Genomic DNA, 18584 nt, shown 5'->3' with positions numbered 1-18584 from the left:
CAATATAAAGTTCTAAATAAGGGGCTCACTTGGATTTTGTTGATACCGCTAAATTTGCACTGAAATCCTTATTCGGTCAGTTGATTTTTATTGTCCTGCTCATCGTTTGTATTGATAACTTACCTATTATGGTTGGCCAATATTTGCAAAAATTGCAGTGGCTACCCCATTCATTACTGATTATTGCTGCCATTATGGCGATGCAATTTGGTCATAGTCGCTTATTTATCGCCTCTTGCTTGTTATTTGCCAGCCTATATGTGGGCAGTATTCCCACCGCCTATTTAACGGTTGAACAGGTTCAACATTTTTTACCGCTAGTGCTGATTAGCAGTATGGTGGGATTATTATGGGAACGGGATCGCGGTTTTAGTGTTTATGGATTGGCTGCCAGTGTGTCGGTAATGGTTGCCAGTTGTAGTGCGGTTATCTTAACCAGCATGTATTTGCAAAGCCTTTCTATGCCTTGGTTGACTCAACTTTTTCAACAGTCGACTACGGTAAAAGCGCTTAAATTTAATGGTGCGGAAGTGCTGTTAATGTTAATTGTGCAATTTATCGGCTTGGTACGCTTTACCTTAAAACCCACTAATCGTCATGCGGCACTGATGTTGGTGACTTTAAGTGTCACCGGCATGATGTTATATTTTGGCCAATTATTACCGCAATTAATGTTAAGTCTATTAGCAGCCGCCTTTTGCGTATTAATTCTGCATGATAGTTACAATATGGCCTTTAAAGATGAATTAACCGGCATTAAAGGTCGTCGGGCGTTAATGCAACATACCGCCACGCTGGGTAAAAAATATACGGTGGTGATGGGCGATGTGGACAAGTTCAAACGCTTCAATGATAAATACGGCCATGAAGTGGGCGATCAGGTGTTGAAGATGGTGGCAACCTGCGTCGATGAAGTGAGCGGTGGAGGTAAAGCGTTCCGTTATGGTGGTGAAGAATTTACCATTGTGTTTCAACATAAAACTGCACAACAAGCCAAAGTGTTTGTCGAAGAAGTGCGTGAAGCGATTGGTGCCAGACCGTTTTTATTACGTGGAACCGGGCGTGAGCAGAACAATGCCAAAGGTCGTAATGGGGCAGCGAGTACCAAGCGTCAGGAAGTTTTTGTTACCGCCAGTTTTGGTATCGCCGAACGGGATAACCAGTTAACTGAGTTTGAAGATGTCATGAAAGCCGCCGACCAAGCTTTATATAAAGCCAAAGCGGCTGGACGTAATTGTGTGCAATTGGCTAAGCAGTAAAATCATCGTTTACTATCTATATTATATTGTGACCTGATCAAGCGGATAAGCTATCTGCAAGAGTGGATGATGTGCTATTCCAGCACTTCCTGATTGTATTTTATAAACCAATCATTGAGGGAAAGGCTGGGGGATGTATTGAATGTACTAATAAAAATGTTATGATAAGTGTCGTTGATTGTCTTTCGTTGGGTTGCGGGATTTGAGTGTAAGTCGAAATATATTGTCTTATATATTGTTAGTATTGGTTGTAATGCAATCTATGACGGCAATGATGGACGTACATCCTGTAGATGATTCTGCCACTGTCCATTTTACTATGAATTACTCCGATGGCGTATCCTCGGTAAAAGCAAACACTCAGGATGCTACTGATCCGATTGTTCAAGATGTATCAACTTATGATTTCCTTCATTGTCATCTGCATGGCTGCCATGGGCATTTTTATCTAGCTGCCAATATCGAACAGCCGAAATTTACTCACAATAGTCTGTTACATTTCAATTATCTTGCTCCTATTTCTTCAGCCCCTTCGTCATCACTGTACCGCCCTCCAATAGCCTGATTTTACTGATTAAGTTTGTCCCATGTATTGCCATCATTGCAATGCTCGGTATGTATTATCTTAAATAAGTAGGATCTATCACATGTTACCAATGTACACAGCGTCATGCTTTGGCGCGTGGAATAAACGTATTATTAGAAATCGTTATATTCTGTTTAGTTTATTCTTTTTTCTTTTTCCATCATGGCTTAATGCGGCACCAGCGGATAAAACGCTGACGTTAGCGAATGCCATACAACGTTCACTATCACAAAATCCAAGTTTAAAAGTCTTTCCCTTCCGCTATGCGGCTCTAAAAGGGCAAGCTCAAACGGCACAGTTGCGACCAGCATTTGAGTTGGGCTTTGATGCCTCCAATATTGGGGGAACTGGAAATTTTACTGGGATTGGTGGTTCGGAATTGACAGTGGCATTATCTTCGGTCATCGAAATGGGCGGCAAGCGCTCTGCCCGGCAAGACCTAATATCGTACAGTCGGTCTGTTATCGACGCCAATCGTCAGGTCGAATCACTGGCTCTTTTAGGTGAAGTTACCCGCCGATATAGGGGTTTTGTGCCCATTTCAGCGAAAAGTCCAATGTTCGTCTAAAGCCCTTGATACACATAACCTACAGCGATGCTGTACGTAAATAAGGGTTGTCCACTTAGAGGAACCAACCACTAGACGTAGTGTTTACCTGCTCTTAATTTTTTTTGTAAGTAGCGGTTTAGGGGTTTTGCGCCCATCCCCTCGAAATTGCTAATAGGTGGGTTTTGAGCAATTGTGACTATTCACTAGAAAAAGTCACACACAAATAAATCAATACTGGTACAAGATTTTCTTGTGGCGCAAAGGCGCGCATAATGAAAATAGGTGAACTGGTAAAGCTGTCAGGCAGTTCCATTCAAACTATTCATTATTACGAAAAGAGCAATTGTTATTTGCTGTTGAGTGAAGGTGATTTTTTCTTATATAACAAACCATTCAGTAGTATTTATTCATAAAACGATGTCGTTCATTAAATTTGTCTTTAGCCGAAATCAGAAAACTAGTTAGCTTAAGAAAAAACACAGACAATAGCTGTAATTCAATTAATCTGGTGATGAATACACATATAGCGCAAGTTAAACATCGTATTTATTAATTAAAAGATTTACGTAAAGAGTTAAAAACACTCAGTAAAAGTTGTTCAGAAGATAAAGCCGTGAATGAATGTGGTATTTTGCAAAACATAGCGGCTTATTATCCTAATTCAAGCTCAGTTAAACATAGCTAGTTGAACCATGGCTTGAGTTATAATTGATTAATTTTGAACATTACTTTTGAGCTTTAATTTACTGCTATAAAAATAAACAACAAAAAAAGCAATAACGGCGATTTGTGCTAACAGCCCTTGCCATGTTGAACCAATTCCAATCCAGCTGACCTCTATATGAATGGGTAAAGGAGAAATTGCTAACATCGCCGCTTCTTGTAAAGCAGATATCGCTTTGCCCATTAAAATAAAAGCTAAGGCCAATAATAAATAAGTCGTTGCTGAGAAAAATTTAGCGATAGGCAACTTCACTGAGTATTTCAATAAAGCCCATGCAACAATTGCCAATATAATACAGCCGATAATAAAGCCACTTACAACAACTGAATATTGAACCGACGATGCTTGTGTTAGTAATGATTGGTAAAACAGTACCGTTTCAAATATTTCTTTGTAAACGGCAATAAATGATAATGACGTTAGTCCCCAAAGTGTGCCTGCTTGTATATGGCTATTAACATGTTTTTGAATATAATTATTCCATTGTTGGGCGTTGGTTTTACTGTGCATCCATATGCCCACATATAACAACATAATAGCGGCAATAAATGATGCAACGCCTTCCATAACCTCTCGGCTCGCACCACTAATGCTAATTAATGTTTGCGCTAGCGCCCATGTTGCAATACCCGCAACTAATGCGGTTATCCAACCAATATGAATATATTTTAATGCGTTTTTACGTTTGGTGCGTACCAACACGGTCATTAAAGCAATAACTACCAATAAAGCTTCAAGCCCTTCGCGTAGTAAAATAACTAAGCTAGCACTAAACAATGCTGTATTTGATAACGATCCTTGCGTTAAAAGTTGCTCAGCTTGACTAAGTTGAGTAAACACCTTGTCTGTAAGTTCAAAAAGTTGTGCGTCGTTACCTGAACGTCCAATAAATTGGCGTAAACCGATTAAATTTATTTCAATGCTTTTTCTTAATTTGCTATCACGTGCATCTAAGCTCTTTTCAACTAACTCAAATCCGTCTAAATAGGCACTCACTGCCAAGGTACTTGCTTCTGCGTAATTATTTTTTTTGTAGGCATTTATAGCGTTATGCAATTGGTTTTGAGCAACAGTTATTGGTTTTGGCTGTTGACTAAATAATCTTAAAGGTTGTGCTCTTAATAGTTCAATTTGTTGCAGCGTTAACTGTGTTGATTCTTTCGTTATTTGACTTGGGCTATAATGCACCCAGTCAGCCATACTAGGGTAGGTGTTAACGTTAATATCACTTTTAGTCTTTTTATTGTTTTTAAAAGCTAAGCTGCCAACATAAAAGGCTAAAGACCAACGTTGCTGCTCTTTCAGTTGAGTAAATGCTGGCATTGCAGTGTTCTCTAAGCCATTTGAAATAGCGTCAAACAATCCTAATAAAGAACGGTTTAAAGCACGATTTTTATCGGTAAAGTTTGTGGGTTCAGGGTTAAGTTGTTTTGCTAAAATTCCATTTCCTTGGCCTGTAGCACCATGACAGTCGGCGCAATTAGTTTGAAATAGTGCTTGAGTATCATCTTCTGATAATAACCGTTGAGGAAATACAATTGTTGGCATTAACCTGACTAAAGTTCTTCGTAATGTTGAGGCCAATTGTCTAATATCGGTTAATGGTGCTTTTTCTTTTACCGCTTGTTTTAAATGCTGTGCTTGCGTTAAAAGTAGAGGCTGATTTGCCACCTTAAGCATAGATGTTTTATTAACAATTAATTCGGAAAATCCCTGCATTTCTTGGTATTCATCGTTATTGATTATTTTTCCCTGATTAACCGCCGCCGCATAATCAACGCCAACATATTCAGCTAATTGACTTAGTTGCCTAAGTTGAGCTTGTTCGTTACTTTGAGTCGTTAAAAGTTGACTAGTTGATGGTTGATTAGAGTTATTTGTATTTTGTGCATCAAGCTGACTAGCTTGTGACAAGCTTGACCAAGTGCATAAAACAAAAAGACTAACAAATAAGACAGATGAAAAACGGCTCATCGCAATGTATTCCTAAAAAGGTTAAATGATAACTATTCTCAATTATAAACCCTGTAGTAGGTATAAGGTCAATCAAATAATTAAAAAAAGGCAATAATAATTAAAAAGTAAAAAGGAAGTTCACATTTATCTTTACAAAAAAATTTACCTTTGCTACTTTGCGTGCTCAATGAAAGAAAGTCACAACTTAACCACCTGTTTAGTTGTTCTGCTCATCTTCATCCTAATTATAAAAACTGTTTGGGAATGCTAAATGCTTCAACGAGTTTTAATGTTTCTGTTAATAGCGCTAATTGCTTTGCAATCAGTGGATGCTATTGCCGATGCGGCAAAATTTCATCAGCCAAATACAGAGTTTACCGAAACAGACTATTTTTATAATAAAATAACAACTGAACACAACCTTACTTCTGTTAACTATGTCAGTAATACGCAAACTAACGAACAAACAAACCAAGAAAGTAATGACCATTGTTGCTACTGTCATGGCGTTAGCTGTGCTGATTTAACCAATAATTCACTCGTTTTTTATGCTCTGTACGGTAAAGAACAAAACTTCTTTTTCAAACATAAATACATTTCTACACATTTATCCCCTGATTTACGTCCTCCCATCGTTTAATTCATTTTAATTAGCAAATAATCAACTACAACACAAAACTCTATTGAATTTGTGTTTCTGATAATTTTATAAATGAGTTTTAACAATGAAATTTTATCCTGTAAAACAGGCTTTAGCATTATTATGCGTGAGTCTACCTATTGCCGTGTATGCTTCACCTGCACCTACGGCAACCGCTGCGTCACCTTCATGGTTAACGCAACAAATAAATAAAAATCCTGAGGTTATTGCTGCAAAAGAAAATTTGAATGCAGTGTTTTCATTAACCGAAGGACAGAAAAAGGCACTTTATAATCCTGAACTAGCTACCGATGTTTCTCGTGAAGGTCAATTTAATAACTTTACTATTGGTATAAATCAAACCATTGATTTATGGGATAAAAGAGATCAGCGTAGCAAAAAGGCTGATTTTCAATTAGTGCAAGCAAAGCAAACGTTTTCTTACCTGATACAGGAGAAAACAGCCGAGGCATTAAAAGCGTTAGTGAATTACCAAAAGTCGCAAATGCAAGCCAAAATTGCTCGCGAGAAAGAGCAACAATTAGATACTTTGCTTAACTTAGTTGCTAAGCGTCAACAAGCGGGTGATGTTAGTCAAGTTGATGCAGAACTCACTTCTTTAAGCTTATCTCAAACCTTAAATACTAGCGCCCAAGCACAAGTACAATTAGCTAACGCCAAAGCGAAGGTTATTGAATTAATGCCTGATTGGACAAGTAGCATACAAATTTTGCCCACTCAAGGTATTGCGATTGATCGTTATAAAATTGATGAGCAAACCACTAGGCAATGGCTTAATCAACATCCTTTAGTACAAATAGCTAAATTACAATGGCAAATCAGTAAAAGTGATGCTTATCAAGCATTACTTGCCACTAAAGCTGATCCTACCTTTGGCGTAAACGCAGGTAAAACAAATAATGATAATACATTAGGTTTAAGTTTTTCTATGCCCTTAAACATGCGCAACGATTATAGCAGTGAAGCGCGTGCCGCTAATCAACAAGCTGTTGCCGTTGAATCACAATTACAGTCAGTATTGCGTAAACAAAAATTTGCCATACAAGCAACTACCGAGTCGGTACTCGCTTATAAAAACCACTATCAACGCTGGCAAAAATTAATGCAAGGTCGCGATAAACGCATTGCTGATTTACTGCAAAAACAATGGCGAAGTGGTGATATGAATACCAGAGAATATTTACTTGCCTTACAACAACGCGCCGAAGGCTTGCTTGCCGGAATTGAACTACAAAGTCAGTTCAAACTTAGTCAAATAGATTGGCTATTAGCTATTGGTCAAATAGATGTTGCGTTAAAAAGCTTGAAATAAACACAAGCGAATAACTATCTCCAGCGAAGTTTTCACTTTTGTCGCTGCTTAAAAAATTTTGGAACTAAAGATGAAAAAAACTACATTTACCCATAAAACGAAATTGGCGCTATTAAGTGCTTTATTAATCAATACCCAGCTATTTGCCTTACCAACTTTAGCAAACGAATTGGGTGCAACCCCCTCTAAAACACAAGAGGAAAAATCAGAAGGCACAATAGCACTTTCAAAAGCGCAGTTAACACTTGCCAATATTCAAGTGGAAGCATTACAGCCACAAATAATGACATACAGTGTGTATGCCCCTGGCGAAATACAAGCGAATGATTATAAAAGTTATTTAGTCTCACCTCGTGTTGACTCTGTGATAGTAAAACGTCATGTAGCATTGGGTGATCATGTAAAAAAAGGTCAAGCCCTAGTGACTTTATTTAGTGAATCAGTTGCTGATGCTCAAGCCCGTTATCAGATAGCCAATGCTGAATGGCAACGTGTGCAAAAACTAGGACGTAAAGCCGTTGGTGATAAACGTTATATTGCCGCACAAACCGACTACCAAGCCGATGTTGGTCGTTTATTAGCATTTGGTTTATCTGAACAGTCAATTGCAGCGCTAACCACGCAAAAGTCAAAGTTAGGTGAATATGTGCTAAATGCCATGACGTCTGGCGCAGTATTATCAGATAATTTTCGTCAAGGCCAGCGCGTTTTATCAGGCGACACCTTAATTGAACTCGCTGATGAAAGTAGCTTATGGGTTGAAGCTCGCTTAGCACCGAGTATGCAAGTGGCTTTACCAGAAGGGAGTAAAGCGGTCATAGAAGTAGGCAACAAATCTTACCTAGGGCATATTACCCAAAAAGCACACACCATAGACCCACAAACGCGTACTCGTACAGTGCGTTTGACGGTTGACAATATTGACGATCAATTACATTCAGGACTATTTGTTGATGTTTATTTTAATTTTACCACGACAGAGCAAGTACTCGCCGTACCAGAAAGTGCACTTATGCGAAGTAGTGATGGCGATTGGCAAGTTTTTATTGAACAAAATGGCAGCTTTAAAGGGCAAGAAATTGAATTAGGACGAACATTCACATCGGCTAATGATAGTAGCATTGAAAAGTGGCACGAAATTAAAGGTATTGAAGCTGGTACTAACGTTGTAACCGCAGGCGCATTTTATGTTAGCGCTGAAATCGCCAAAGGCGGTTTTGACGCCCACGGCCATTAGGAGAACATTCATGTTAAATAAACTTATTGATTGGTCAGTAACCAATCGTTTACTGGTGATTCTCGCCTTGATTGCGTTGATAGCAAGTGCCATATTTTTTATTCCGAAGTTAAATTTGGATGCTTTTCCTGATGTAACTAATGTACAAGTTGCTATCAACACAGAAGCACCTGGGCTAGCAGCAGAAGAAGTAGAGCAGCTTATTACTTTTCCTATTGAAGCCGTAATGTACGCCCTACCCGATGTGGAAGAAGTGCGGTCTATTTCTAAAACAGGTTTGTCGGGTATTACGGTCGTTTTTAAAGAAGGCACCGATATTTATTTTGCACGGCAATTAGTGTTTGAACGCTTGCAATCAGCCAAAGGCATGATCCCAAATGGTGTGGGCACTCCAGAAATAGGGCCAAATACTTCAGGTTTAGGGCAAGTTTATCAATATTTGCTGCTTGCAGATAAAGACTCTGGCTATGATGTTATGGCACTTCGCAGTTTAAACGATTGGGTAGTAAAGCTATTATTAATGCCTGTTGACGGTGTTACTGACGTACTTGCCTTTGGTGGTGAAGTAAAACAATACCAAGTAAATATTAATCCTGCTCGTATACTTTCTTATAATTTAACCGAAGACGATATTGTTAACGCATTGGAACAAAATAATAGCAATGCCGGTGGTTGGTACATGGACAGGGGCCAAGAGCAGCTTATTATTCGCGGTGTTGGCTGGTTAAGTTCGGGCAAAAAGGGCCTACAAGAATTGGCTCAAATACCTGTTAAAACGATTGATGGCACAGTTGTACACGTATCTGATGTAGCCACCATTGAGTTTGGCAGTGAAATTCGCCAAGGCGCTGTTACCATGACTAAGCGCACTTTTGATAAACAAGGTAAAGCAAATGGTAGTGAGTTTTTAGGTGAAGTTGTCTCGGGTATCGTGTTAAAACGCATGGGCGCTAATACTAAAGAGACCATTGATGGCATTAAAGATCGTATTCCGTTAATTCAACAAGCGTTACCTAAAGGAGTTCGTTTTGAGGCTATTTATGACCAAGCTGATTTAGTTGAAAAAGCAGTTAATACAGTTGAAAAAGCGTTAGTAGAGGCCTTTGTCTTTATCGTTATTGTTTTAGTGTTATTTTTACTGAATATACGCGCTGTTATTTTAGTGCTTGTTTCAATTCCGCTTTCTGTTGGTATGGCGCTTACTGTTATGTCTTACAATGGATTATCCGCTAATTTAATGTCATTAGGTGGCTTAGCGGTTGCTATCGGTATGATGGTTGATGGAGCCGTGGTGATGATGGAGAACATCTTCAAGCACCTGTCTCATCCAGATAAACGTCATGAAAAAGGGCACAATTTTGATGCTGAGCACGACAGCAATGTTGGTTTACGTATACAAGAAGCCGCAAAAGAAGTGGCTAAACCGGTATTTTTTGCCGTCACCATAATCATGGTGGTATTTGCACCTTTATTTAGTTTAGAAGGTGTGGAAGGTAAATTATTTCAGCCGATGGCAATTAGTATTATGATCGCTATGGCGGCATCGCTTGCAGTATCTTTGATTGTAGTACCTGCATTAGCAAGTTACTTTTTTCAGCGTGGCATAAAAGAAAGAACTAGCCCGCTAGTGACGCTATTAGAAAAAGCCTATCGAATCGCACTTAACAAAGCGATGAATGCCAAAACGTTAGTATTAACAGGCGCGGGGGCATTATTAGTTGGTGCTTTATTTTTACTTCCTCAGCTAGGCACAGAGTTTGTGCCTGAACTTGAAGAAGGCACCATTAACTTACGTGCCACTATGGCTCCTTCAACAAGCTTAGACACTGCGCTTAGCGTAGCGCCGAAACTTGAGAAAATATTAATGGAATTCCCTGAAGTCGCTTATACGTCCAGCCGTATAGGTCGTGCTGAACTTGGTGGTGATCCTGAGCCAGTCAGTAACATTGAAATTTATATTGGCTTAAACCCACATGAGCAATGGGTAAGTGCTAAAACGAGGCAAGAATTACAAGAATTGATGGCTGAAAAATTAGAGCAATTCCCTGGTTTATTACTGAATTTCTCACAACCTATTGCAGCCCGTGTTGATGAATTATTATCGGGGGTAAAAGCACAACTCGCGATCAAGTTATTTGGACCAGATCTTGATGTTTTAGCTCAACAAGGGCAAGCGATTGTTAATGCAATTCAAACCGTTAACGGAGCGCGCGATGTTGCCATGGAACAAATAGCGGGTGAATCACAACTAGTGATAAAACCTAACCGTCAACAACTGTCACGCTATGGCTTATCGATAGGTGACGTAATGACATTAGTGCGTGACGGTATTGGTGGTAAAGGGGTAGGACAAGTGATTAACGGTAACGAGCGTTACGACATTTATTTACGCTTAGCCAAACGTTTTCGTGAAGACAGTCAAGCCATTGCCGATTTACGTTTGCAAGCGCCTAATGGTGCGTGGGTACGTTTAGGTGATGTAGCAAATATCGGTATTGAATCTGGCCCACCACAAGTTCGCCGTGACGATGTTCAACGCCGCGTGGTTATTCAAGCCAACGTGCAAGATAGAGACATGGGCTCAGTGGTAAAAGATATTCGCCAAGCGATAAAAGATAAAGTGGATTTGCCTGCGGGCTACTCAGTAGATATTGGTGGCCAATTTGAAAATCAACAACGCGCACAACAACGTTTGTCTATAGTGGTTCCGCTTTCTATTGCGATGATCGCACTGCTGCTTTATTTTGCTTTTGGTAGTGTTGGTCAAGCCATGTTAATTTTAGTGAACTTACCATTGGCAATGATCGGCGGTATTGTTGCTTTATATATTTCAGGTCAATACTTGTCTGTACCTAGCTCTATTGGTTTTATCACCCTATTTGGTGTCGCGGTACTTAACGGTGTGGTGATGGTAGAGGCCATTAATTTACGTATTGAAGATGGCGCTAAAAATATCGCCCAAGCGGTATATGAAGGGGCAATTTCAAGGCTGCGACCGGTATTAATGACTGCTATCATCGCTGCTCTTGGTTTAATACCGATGATTTTGTCAAATGGTGTTGGTTCTGAAATTCAACGTCCATTAGCCACAGTAATTGTTGGTGGTTTGGTTACGGCGACTTTCTTAACCTTATTTGTATTACCAGTGCTTTATGCTTGGTTCTCGAAAGGTAAGATTGAAGAAATGCAACGATAATCACTAAAAATCAGGCTAAATAATCTCAACTCGGGATAACAAAAAATGTAAAATAAAGGATGTTAATAGAAATATTAATATCCTTTTTGCCCTCCAATTATCTTCCAATAATTAGCGTACTAAATAACCTCAACTATGGATAACAACTTGCTTTCTAGCTGCTGCTTTTCCTTGCTACTGCGTTAAATTAGATTGCAATAGCTCGCTATTGACGCACTAATTTGCCTTGTATTAAGAAAACACAACAAGCTAGAACAATAAAAATTATAAATTTAAGTCTATTCAATGTGTTAGCTAATCTCTTATCCAGAGTTGAGGTTAAATAGAATGCTTAACTGACAATTATTTTAAATGGGATTGTTGTCTTTCGCTATATTCCATTGTTTTTAACCCTTGTAAAATTCCACAATGATCAATTACATCTTCATTTTGACACTGTTGTTGTAAATAATTTAACTGCTCTTTAAGCTCGATTAATTCCTGCAACCGCGTATCAACATGGTTGATATGCTCGTCTAATAAATAATTTACATCACTGCAATCAGCGGGTGGTTTATCCATTAAGGTTAATAAACGACGAATTTCTTCATGGCTCATTGCTAAACTTCTACAATTACGAATGAAGTTTAGACGGTATTCATGCGTTTGATTATAAAGGCGATAATTACTTTCATTACGTTCAGGCATAGGTAAGAGTCCTGACTTTTCGTAATATCGGATAGTTTCCGTTGTGCATTTTGTTACTTTCGCTAATTCGCCTATTTTCATTATGATTCACTTATTCTATCCTTTCACTTGACCTTAAAGTTACTACAAGGTGTTTAATAGTGCAATAAGGTTAACTGATGAATAAAAAGGTGACTTCACCATGAATAATGCACTAAATAAAATAATGAAAAAACAAACGCAGCCCAATAATGAGGCTTCCTGCTGTGGTTCTTGCTCAAGTGTGTCACTTACCGATAACAAATCAGTAGAGCAACCTATAGATCCTGCTGTAGCCGTTGATGAAAATATTCAAACCACACAACTTCGTATTCAAGAAATGGATTGCCCGACCGAAGAAGGTCTTATTCGCAATAAATTTAAACAAAACAATCAAGTAATCGATTTACAATTTAACTTAATGCAACGTACGTTAACCGTTGTACATACAAAAGATGCTTTGCCAAATATTATCAAAGCGATAAATGAACTTGGTTTTGATGCCCAAATAATCACTGAACAAGATGACAATGAAAATATAGCCACAGCTAAAATTTCTTGGTGGCCATTAATTATTGCAGGCTTACTTGCACTAAGTTCAGAAGCTGTTGATTGGTTTGGCGGCGCAAACTGGTTAGCAGCAGCCTTTGCTATTTTAGCCGTGGCAATAAGCGGCCTAGACACCTATAAAAAAGGTTGGCTAGCTATTCGCGGCGGCAACTTAAACATTAATGCCTTAATGAGCGTTGCGGTAACGGGTGCACTACTGATTGGGCAATGGCCTGAAGCTGCTATGGTGATGGTGTTGTTTACGGTATCAGAGATTTTAGAAGCTAAATCACTCGATCGCGCTCGCAATGCCATCGCCGGATTATTACAACTTACACCCGAAACAGTCAATGTACAGCACGGTAATGGCGAATGGGGTAAAGTACCTGCAAAATCAGTGTCTCTGAACAGTTTTGTTAGGGTGAGTCCTGGGGAAAGGGTTGCTTTAGATGGTGAAATAGTTTCAGGACGTTCAACTTTAGATCAAGCGCCAATTACAGGGGAAAGCTTACCCATTGAAAAAACGGTAGGAGATAAAGTATTTGCTGGCACCATTAATCAGTCAGGATCATTTGAATTTAAAGTCACTGCCACGGCAAACAATACCACTGTATCGCGCATTATTCATGCTGTTGAACAAGCACAAGGCACAAAAGCGCCAACGCAACGTTTTGTTGATAAATTTGCACAAATTTATACGCCAATCGTCTTTTTTATTGCCCTAGGCGTTGCGCTTATTATGCCATTATTTTTTCAGGAAAACTGGTTCGATTGGATTTACAAAGCTTTAGTAATATTGGTAATTGCTTGTCCTTGTGCCTTAGTTATTTCAACCCCAGTAACTGTTGTTAGTGGCTTAGCTGCGGCAGCACGTAAAGGTATTCTTATTAAAGGGGGTGTATATTTAGAACAAGGTCGAAATATTTCTTGGCTCGCATTAGATAAAACCGGCACAATTACACACGGCAAGCCCACACAAACGAACTATATTGCTATAGATGCAACGCAAAGCGAGCATTGTCGGCAGCTAGCGGCAAGTTTAGCAGATCGCTCTGATCATCCCGTATCACATGCTATTTCTCAACAAGCAGAAAAAGACAGCATTACATTACACCCGGTAGAAAACTTTGAAGCACTACTTGGAACAGGCGTACAAGGTAATATCAAGGGTGAACACTATTATTTAGGCAACCATCGCCTATTTAATTTATTAACTATTCAAAACGAAGTATTACAAACACAGATAAATAACTTAGAGCAGCAAGGTAAAACAGTGGTTATGTTAACCGATAACCACCAAGTACTGGCGTTATTTGCGGTTGCCGATACCATTAAAGAAAACAGTAAAAATGCCATTAAACAACTGCATAGCATGAATATAAAAACCATCATGCTAACAGGTGATAATCAATTTACCGCGCAAGCTATTGCCGAGCAGGCAGGTATTGATCAGGCCAAAGGCGAACAACTGCCCACGGATAAGTTAAATGAAATAAAACAGTTAATGTCACAAGGTACAGTCGCTATGGTCGGTGACGGCATTAATGACGCACCAGCACTAGCACAAGCTGATATTGGTTTTGCCATGGGCGCTATGGGAACAGACACCGCTATTGAAACTGCCGATGTGGCGCTAATGGACGATGATTTAACTAAAATTGCGAGCTTTATCTCGTTATCAAAAAATACCCATCAAATACTCATGCAAAACATAGCCTTTGCCCTGGTAGTTAAAGTGATTTTTTTCGCATTAACATTGCAAGGCTCAGCAACCATGTGGATGGCCGTTTTTGCAGATGTTGGCGCGAGTTTATTAGTGGTGGCTAATGGTTTGAGGTTATTAAAAAAATAAAATATATCTCGTTTGGGGGCGAATGTCATAGAGTATTCACATTTTTGATTGCTAATTTTCGTATAATTATCATCATTTATTCATCATATTTGGTTCCAGAATATCTTGTTTTAGTCTTTTTGAAACTTTGGAAATTGTAGATCGGGAACAGCCCAAAATATGTTGAATATAGTCATAGGATTTTTTATCCAACAACATACCTTCAATCTTTTGCTGTAACTCTATGTCACTTGGCCGGCCAGGGTAGCGACCTTCCAATTTAGCTTTGACGATACCTTCTTTTTGGCGTCTTCTTCGATCTTCATAGTCCTTTCTTGCAATAGCCGCTAGCATATCGAGCATCAAGTCATTAATGGCCGATAACATCCTTCCTGTAAACTCGTCATTTGCGACAGTAAACTGGTGACTCGTCGGTAAATCTAATGAAACAACCCTTAAACCCTTAGCTTTTATGATTGACTTGAGTGAGTACCAATCATTATCTTTTAATCTAGATATTCGATCTATTTGCTCCACAAGTACTGCGTCGCCTTTCTGGGCTATTTCAAGCAACCTAAATAATTCAGGTCTTTGAAGTTTGGCCCCAGATTCATTTTCTGCAAAGAACGCTGATATGACTAGATCATGCTCACTAGCAAATCGTATTAATGCATCTTTTGCGCGTCCCGCATCTTGCTCTTTGGTCGAAGCTCTTAAATAAGCATAAGTTCGAAAAGTACTCATTGTTATAATAGTCCATTTTACATAGTCTTTTTATTTTAGTTCATTATACATAGTATTCACCAATTAATGGACTATTATAATACGAAGCTTCCGTTAGTCTTGTTAAGGTACACTCAAAATGAACCGTATTCTGATTACTGTCTTGTATCATCAGCTGGACCAGTTCATTGCTGTATATATGTCGATTACATCGACATGACACTATAATATGTTGATTTTTATTAAAATGATTGACATGAAATGAAAGAAGTAAAAACAAGCCGAATTCAGATACTTACCGGCCAGGAAATTGATGAACTTTATTCTTGTCCTGTATTTAACCAGGCAGAGCGAGAAGAGTACTTGTCATTAGATCCTGAAATTAAACGCACCCTGGCGAGGTTAGAGAAAATCGAAACCAGGGTATATCTGATCCTGTTGATAGGATATTTCAGAGCAAAACCCGTGGTACCTAAATTCAAACTAAGGGATGTAAAGCAGGATGTTGAATATATTTATTCTACGTACTTCCCTGACAAAAAGCCCAAATACCCGGTGATAAAGAAAAACACCAGAGCAACATTGATATTAAAAATGTACTCGATATTGGGGTTTGAGCGATTTTCAAAACAGCATCAGCAAGAGCTGATAGTTAGGTTACAGGATGTTGCCACAATTTGTACCTACCCCAAATACATTTTCGATGAATGTCTGGCATTTTTTGGACAAAAGCGAACAGGTCTGGCAGGCTACTCAACGCTGCAAAGCATTATTACTAACGTGCTGGCCAGTGAACGGCAACGTACAGAAGGTATTCTTTCCTGCCATATGCCGGATACAACTCAGGAAAAATTGCAAAAAATTCTACATACCAAAGATCTTTTAAATAGCCTATCTCCCTACAAAGGCTCAGCCAAAGACTTTAGTCCGTCCCAGCTTGCCAAAGAGGTAGATACGCACAATACCATAAAAGAGGTTTATCAGGATGTGAAGCACCTCATCGGGAAGCTAGGCTTATCGCAGGGCAACCTGAACTATTACGCTTCGATTATTCACCATCAGTCCGTTTACAAAGTTCGTCGTTACCCGAAGTGGCAAGGCATGTTGTACATGGCCTGTTATCTGTTTTTTCGTTACCGGGAAACCAATGATAAACTGGTTACCGCCTTTCAATACGTTACCCGTAAACAGGGAGAGGCTGCCAAAGTTGCCGCGAAACAGCGCATTGCAGAAGAGCTTGAAGTGGTAAGGGACAAACTAACATGTGCCGGCAATATCCTGAAACTTTTTGTGGATGACGATATCAGTGACAAAACGGCGTTTGGTGATATTCGCCAGGATGCCTTTGCCGTTATTTCAAAAGACGAATTACGGCTGATCAGTAAACATCTTCATCAAAACAGCTTTGATAAAACGCTCTATGAGTGGCAGTTTATCGATGCGCAATACCGGAAAATAGCCAATTCTATGAGATCTCTGTTTATGGCTATTGATATAGATTGTGATCCTGCCTTGCAGGTACTGGCATCACAGCTGACAACATCAAAATCTGAGCTCAATAAAGACAAAAAACTGACTACGGTTGATCAGCGACTATTCAGCAGCCAGGACAAAAAATATTTACTCGAAAATGATCAAGTAAATACAAAACGGTTTGAGTATTATTTGTATCAAAGGGTGTCTAAACTGATAAATAGCAACAGCATCTATGTTACGGAAAGTGCAGATAATAAAAGGCTTGAAGATGATTTGATCCCACAGAGCGAATGGAAAGACAGCGAAATAATTATACAAAAATCGGGGTTACCCAAACTCAATACTCCAATTGATCAAACGTTATCAGGGCTAATGAAAAAACTGCGTTTGTCTATGAAACATCTGGGTAACAGTATTAATGATGATGCTAATGATTTAGTAAAACGGCAGCCCCGTATTAATCAACTCACCTGGACACTGGCAAACAAGCGTTGGAAAGATGATCTTGATAATCCGGTATACACTCAAATCCGACATATGGGGATCATAGAGATCATGGATTACGTCAATAAAAAAACGGGTTATCTCAACGCATTCAAGAATGTCGCCTCCAAAAAACATAGCGTCAAAGCAGGGGAAGATGATCTGCTTGCATGTGTTTTTGGTAACGGGTCAAATTACGGATTACATCATATGTCTTCAATTTCAGATCGCACCATTGGTGTTTTGAGGGCGGTCAATGACGGATACATTCGTCCTGAAACAACCAGTGATGCCAACGACGTGATATCAGATGCCTTAGCCGTACTTCCTATATTCAAACACTACACCATAAATGAAGCAGCACCATTTGCCAGTATTGATGGTCAAAAGTTTTCCTGCCGTATTAATACTTTCCGGGCCAGATATTCGGCCAAATATTTCCGTAAAGGTAAAGGTGTATCAGCGCTGACGCTGGTATCAAACCATGTTCCGCTAAACACAAAAGTCATTTCGCCAAATGAATATGAAGCGCATCATGCGTTTGATTTGCTGTATAACAATACCAGCGATATCCAGCCTAAGACACTGACCACCGATACGCATGGTGTTAACAACGTAAATTTCGCGATATTGGATTTGTTTGGATATCAGTTTGCTCCACGTTATGCAAAATTTAAGAATGCTTTCAATGACATGTTTGAAGTCGAATTCGGAGACAAACTGACTTTGCAGCTAAAGAAACCGATCAACACCGGACTGATAAAAAGGGAGTGGGTAAATATTCAATGGATAATTTGTTCTCTGAGCCGAAAAACAGCAACACAGAGCACCATCATTAAAAAACTATCCAACAATAAAAAAAACAGCCGGACACTGGCAGCCCTTCACGAATACGACCGGTTGATAAAATGCCAATATATGCTTGATTATGTTGATAGCAAAACCTTACGCCAGTTCGTCCAACAAGCACTCAACCGTGGTGAAGCATACCATCAACTGAGAAGAGCAATTGCTTCCATTAATGGCAACCAGTTTAGAGGTGGTCAGGACTATCAAATAGAGCAATGGAATGATTGTGCAAGGATCATAGCAAATTGCATCATCTATTATAATTCAGCATTGCTATCAGGTCTGATTGAGAAATTTGAGCTTGAAAACAATCAAGAGGCTATAAATATGATCGCCAATTTATCACCGGTGGCATGGCGGCATATACAACTGGCAGGTAATTATACGTTTGGAATTAAGAAAAATAACATCAGTGTAGACAGACTGTTGGAAAACCTTGACCCATTAGCGGACGAAGAGCTACTAATGGTAGTTGCCTAATATTCCA

Annotated in this window: 13 protein-coding genes; 10 read left to right on the top strand and 3 right to left on the bottom strand. The window is 39.2% G+C overall.

Annotated elements, in window-relative coordinates:
- Positions 1 to 29 precede the first annotated feature (29 nt).
- The 4 genes from ACTD55_RS04440 to ACTD55_RS04425 all read left to right on the top strand — a co-directional run bounded on the left by ACTD55_RS04440 (position 30) and on the right by ACTD55_RS04425 (position 2948).
- A complete protein-coding gene (locus ACTD55_RS04440) occupies positions 30 to 1259 on the top strand; it encodes a GGDEF domain-containing protein (RefSeq protein WP_438863103.1) in 1230 nt (409 codons plus the stop codon).
- 253 nt (positions 1260 to 1512) lie between these two features.
- A complete protein-coding gene (locus ACTD55_RS04435) occupies positions 1513 to 1824 on the top strand; it encodes a hypothetical protein (protein WP_438863102.1) in 312 nt (103 codons plus the stop codon).
- A gap of 82 nt (positions 1825 to 1906) precedes the next feature.
- The gene (locus ACTD55_RS04430; RefSeq protein ID WP_438863101.1) at positions 1907 to 2413 is read left to right on the top strand and encodes a hypothetical protein; all 507 of its coding nucleotides are present in this window, start codon (positions 1907 to 1909) and stop codon (positions 2411 to 2413) included.
- A gap of 391 nt (positions 2414 to 2804) precedes the next feature.
- On the top strand, positions 2805 to 2948 hold the full coding sequence (locus ACTD55_RS04425; RefSeq protein ID WP_438863224.1) for a MerR family DNA-binding protein: 144 nt from the start codon (positions 2805 to 2807) through the stop codon (positions 2946 to 2948).
- 159 nt (positions 2949 to 3107) lie between these two features.
- Here ACTD55_RS04425 and ACTD55_RS04420 read toward each other — a convergent pair whose 3' ends face one another.
- A complete protein-coding gene (locus tag ACTD55_RS04420; RefSeq protein WP_438863100.1) occupies positions 3108 to 5093 on the bottom strand; it encodes a cytochrome c/FTR1 family iron permease in 1986 nt (661 codons plus the stop codon).
- 253 nt (positions 5094 to 5346) lie between these two features.
- Between ACTD55_RS04420 and ACTD55_RS04415 the strand changes: the two genes are divergently transcribed.
- From ACTD55_RS04415 to ACTD55_RS04400, 4 genes are all read left to right on the top strand, one after another.
- Complete coding sequence (locus ACTD55_RS04415; protein ID WP_438863099.1) at positions 5347 to 5715, top strand: hypothetical protein; 369 nt, start codon at positions 5347 to 5349, stop codon at positions 5713 to 5715.
- Positions 5716 to 5800: 85 nt separating this feature from the next.
- Positions 5801 to 7048, top strand: coding sequence for a TolC family protein (locus ACTD55_RS04410; protein ID WP_438863098.1), 1248 nt, complete (start codon positions 5801 to 5803; stop codon positions 7046 to 7048).
- A 70-nt stretch (positions 7049 to 7118) separates the two neighbouring features.
- A complete protein-coding gene (locus ACTD55_RS04405; RefSeq protein WP_438863097.1) occupies positions 7119 to 8285 on the top strand; it encodes an efflux RND transporter periplasmic adaptor subunit in 1167 nt (388 codons plus the stop codon).
- A 10-nt stretch (positions 8286 to 8295) separates the two neighbouring features.
- On the top strand, positions 8296 to 11481 hold the full coding sequence (locus ACTD55_RS04400) for an efflux RND transporter permease subunit (protein WP_438863096.1): 3186 nt from the start codon (positions 8296 to 8298) through the stop codon (positions 11479 to 11481).
- Positions 11482 to 11823: 342 nt separating this feature from the next.
- Here ACTD55_RS04400 and cadR read toward each other — a convergent pair whose 3' ends face one another.
- Positions 11824 to 12249 carry a Cd(II)/Pb(II)-responsive transcriptional regulator gene (gene cadR, locus ACTD55_RS04395; RefSeq protein ID WP_438863095.1) on the bottom strand — a complete coding sequence of 142 codons (426 nt, stop codon included), beginning with the start codon at positions 12247 to 12249 and terminating at the stop codon, positions 11824 to 11826.
- 100 nt (positions 12250 to 12349) lie between these two features.
- Between cadR and ACTD55_RS04390 the strand changes: the two genes are divergently transcribed.
- On the top strand, positions 12350 to 14587 hold the full coding sequence (locus ACTD55_RS04390) for a heavy metal translocating P-type ATPase (RefSeq protein ID WP_438863094.1): 2238 nt from the start codon (positions 12350 to 12352) through the stop codon (positions 14585 to 14587).
- Positions 14588 to 14659: 72 nt separating this feature from the next.
- On the opposite strand, the gene ACTD55_RS04385 is transcribed toward ACTD55_RS04390, so the two are convergent.
- Entirely contained in the window at positions 14660 to 15310 is a 651-nt protein-coding gene (locus ACTD55_RS04385; RefSeq protein WP_438863093.1) for a recombinase family protein, read from the bottom strand.
- A 240-nt stretch (positions 15311 to 15550) separates the two neighbouring features.
- On the opposite strand from ACTD55_RS04385, the gene ACTD55_RS04380 reads away from it, so the two are divergent.
- Positions 15551 to 18577, top strand: coding sequence for a Tn3 family transposase (locus tag ACTD55_RS04380; RefSeq protein ID WP_438863092.1), 3027 nt, complete (start codon positions 15551 to 15553; stop codon positions 18575 to 18577).
- Positions 18578 to 18584: the final 7 nt, after the last annotated feature.

It is taken from the genome of Neptunicella sp., assembly GCF_048268085.1.
Taxonomy (GTDB): domain Bacteria; phylum Pseudomonadota; class Gammaproteobacteria; order Enterobacterales; family Alteromonadaceae; genus Neptunicella.
This window is presented reverse-complemented; position numbering and strand designations above follow the sequence as displayed.

Bases quoted from the DNA above. Each gene is read 5' to 3' on its own strand.
- ACTD55_RS04420 (WP_438863100.1), bottom strand. From the start codon at position 5,093: ATGAGCCGTTTTTCATCTGTCTTATTTGTTAGTCTTTTTGTTTTATGC.
- ACTD55_RS04400 (WP_438863096.1), top strand. From the start codon at position 8,296: ATGTTAAATAAACTTATTGATTGGTCAGTAACCAATCGTTTACTGGTG.
- ACTD55_RS04405 (WP_438863097.1), top strand. From the start codon at position 7,119: ATGAAAAAAACTACATTTACCCATAAAACGAAATTGGCGCTATTAAGT.
- ACTD55_RS04385 (WP_438863093.1), bottom strand. From the start codon at position 15,310: ATGAGTACTTTTCGAACTTATGCTTATTTAAGAGCTTCGACCAAAGAG.
- ACTD55_RS04380 (WP_438863092.1), top strand. From the start codon at position 15,551: ATGAAAGAAGTAAAAACAAGCCGAATTCAGATACTTACCGGCCAGGAA.
- ACTD55_RS04410 (WP_438863098.1), top strand. From the start codon at position 5,801: ATGAAATTTTATCCTGTAAAACAGGCTTTAGCATTATTATGCGTGAGT.
- ACTD55_RS04435 (WP_438863102.1), top strand. From the start codon at position 1,513: ATGCAATCTATGACGGCAATGATGGACGTACATCCTGTAGATGATTCT.
- ACTD55_RS04430 (WP_438863101.1), top strand. From the start codon at position 1,907: ATGTTACCAATGTACACAGCGTCATGCTTTGGCGCGTGGAATAAACGT.
- cadR (WP_438863095.1), bottom strand. From the start codon at position 12,249: ATGAAAATAGGCGAATTAGCGAAAGTAACAAAATGCACAACGGAAACT.
- ACTD55_RS04390 (WP_438863094.1), top strand. From the start codon at position 12,350: ATGAATAATGCACTAAATAAAATAATGAAAAAACAAACGCAGCCCAAT.
- ACTD55_RS04415 (WP_438863099.1), top strand. From the start codon at position 5,347: ATGCTTCAACGAGTTTTAATGTTTCTGTTAATAGCGCTAATTGCTTTG.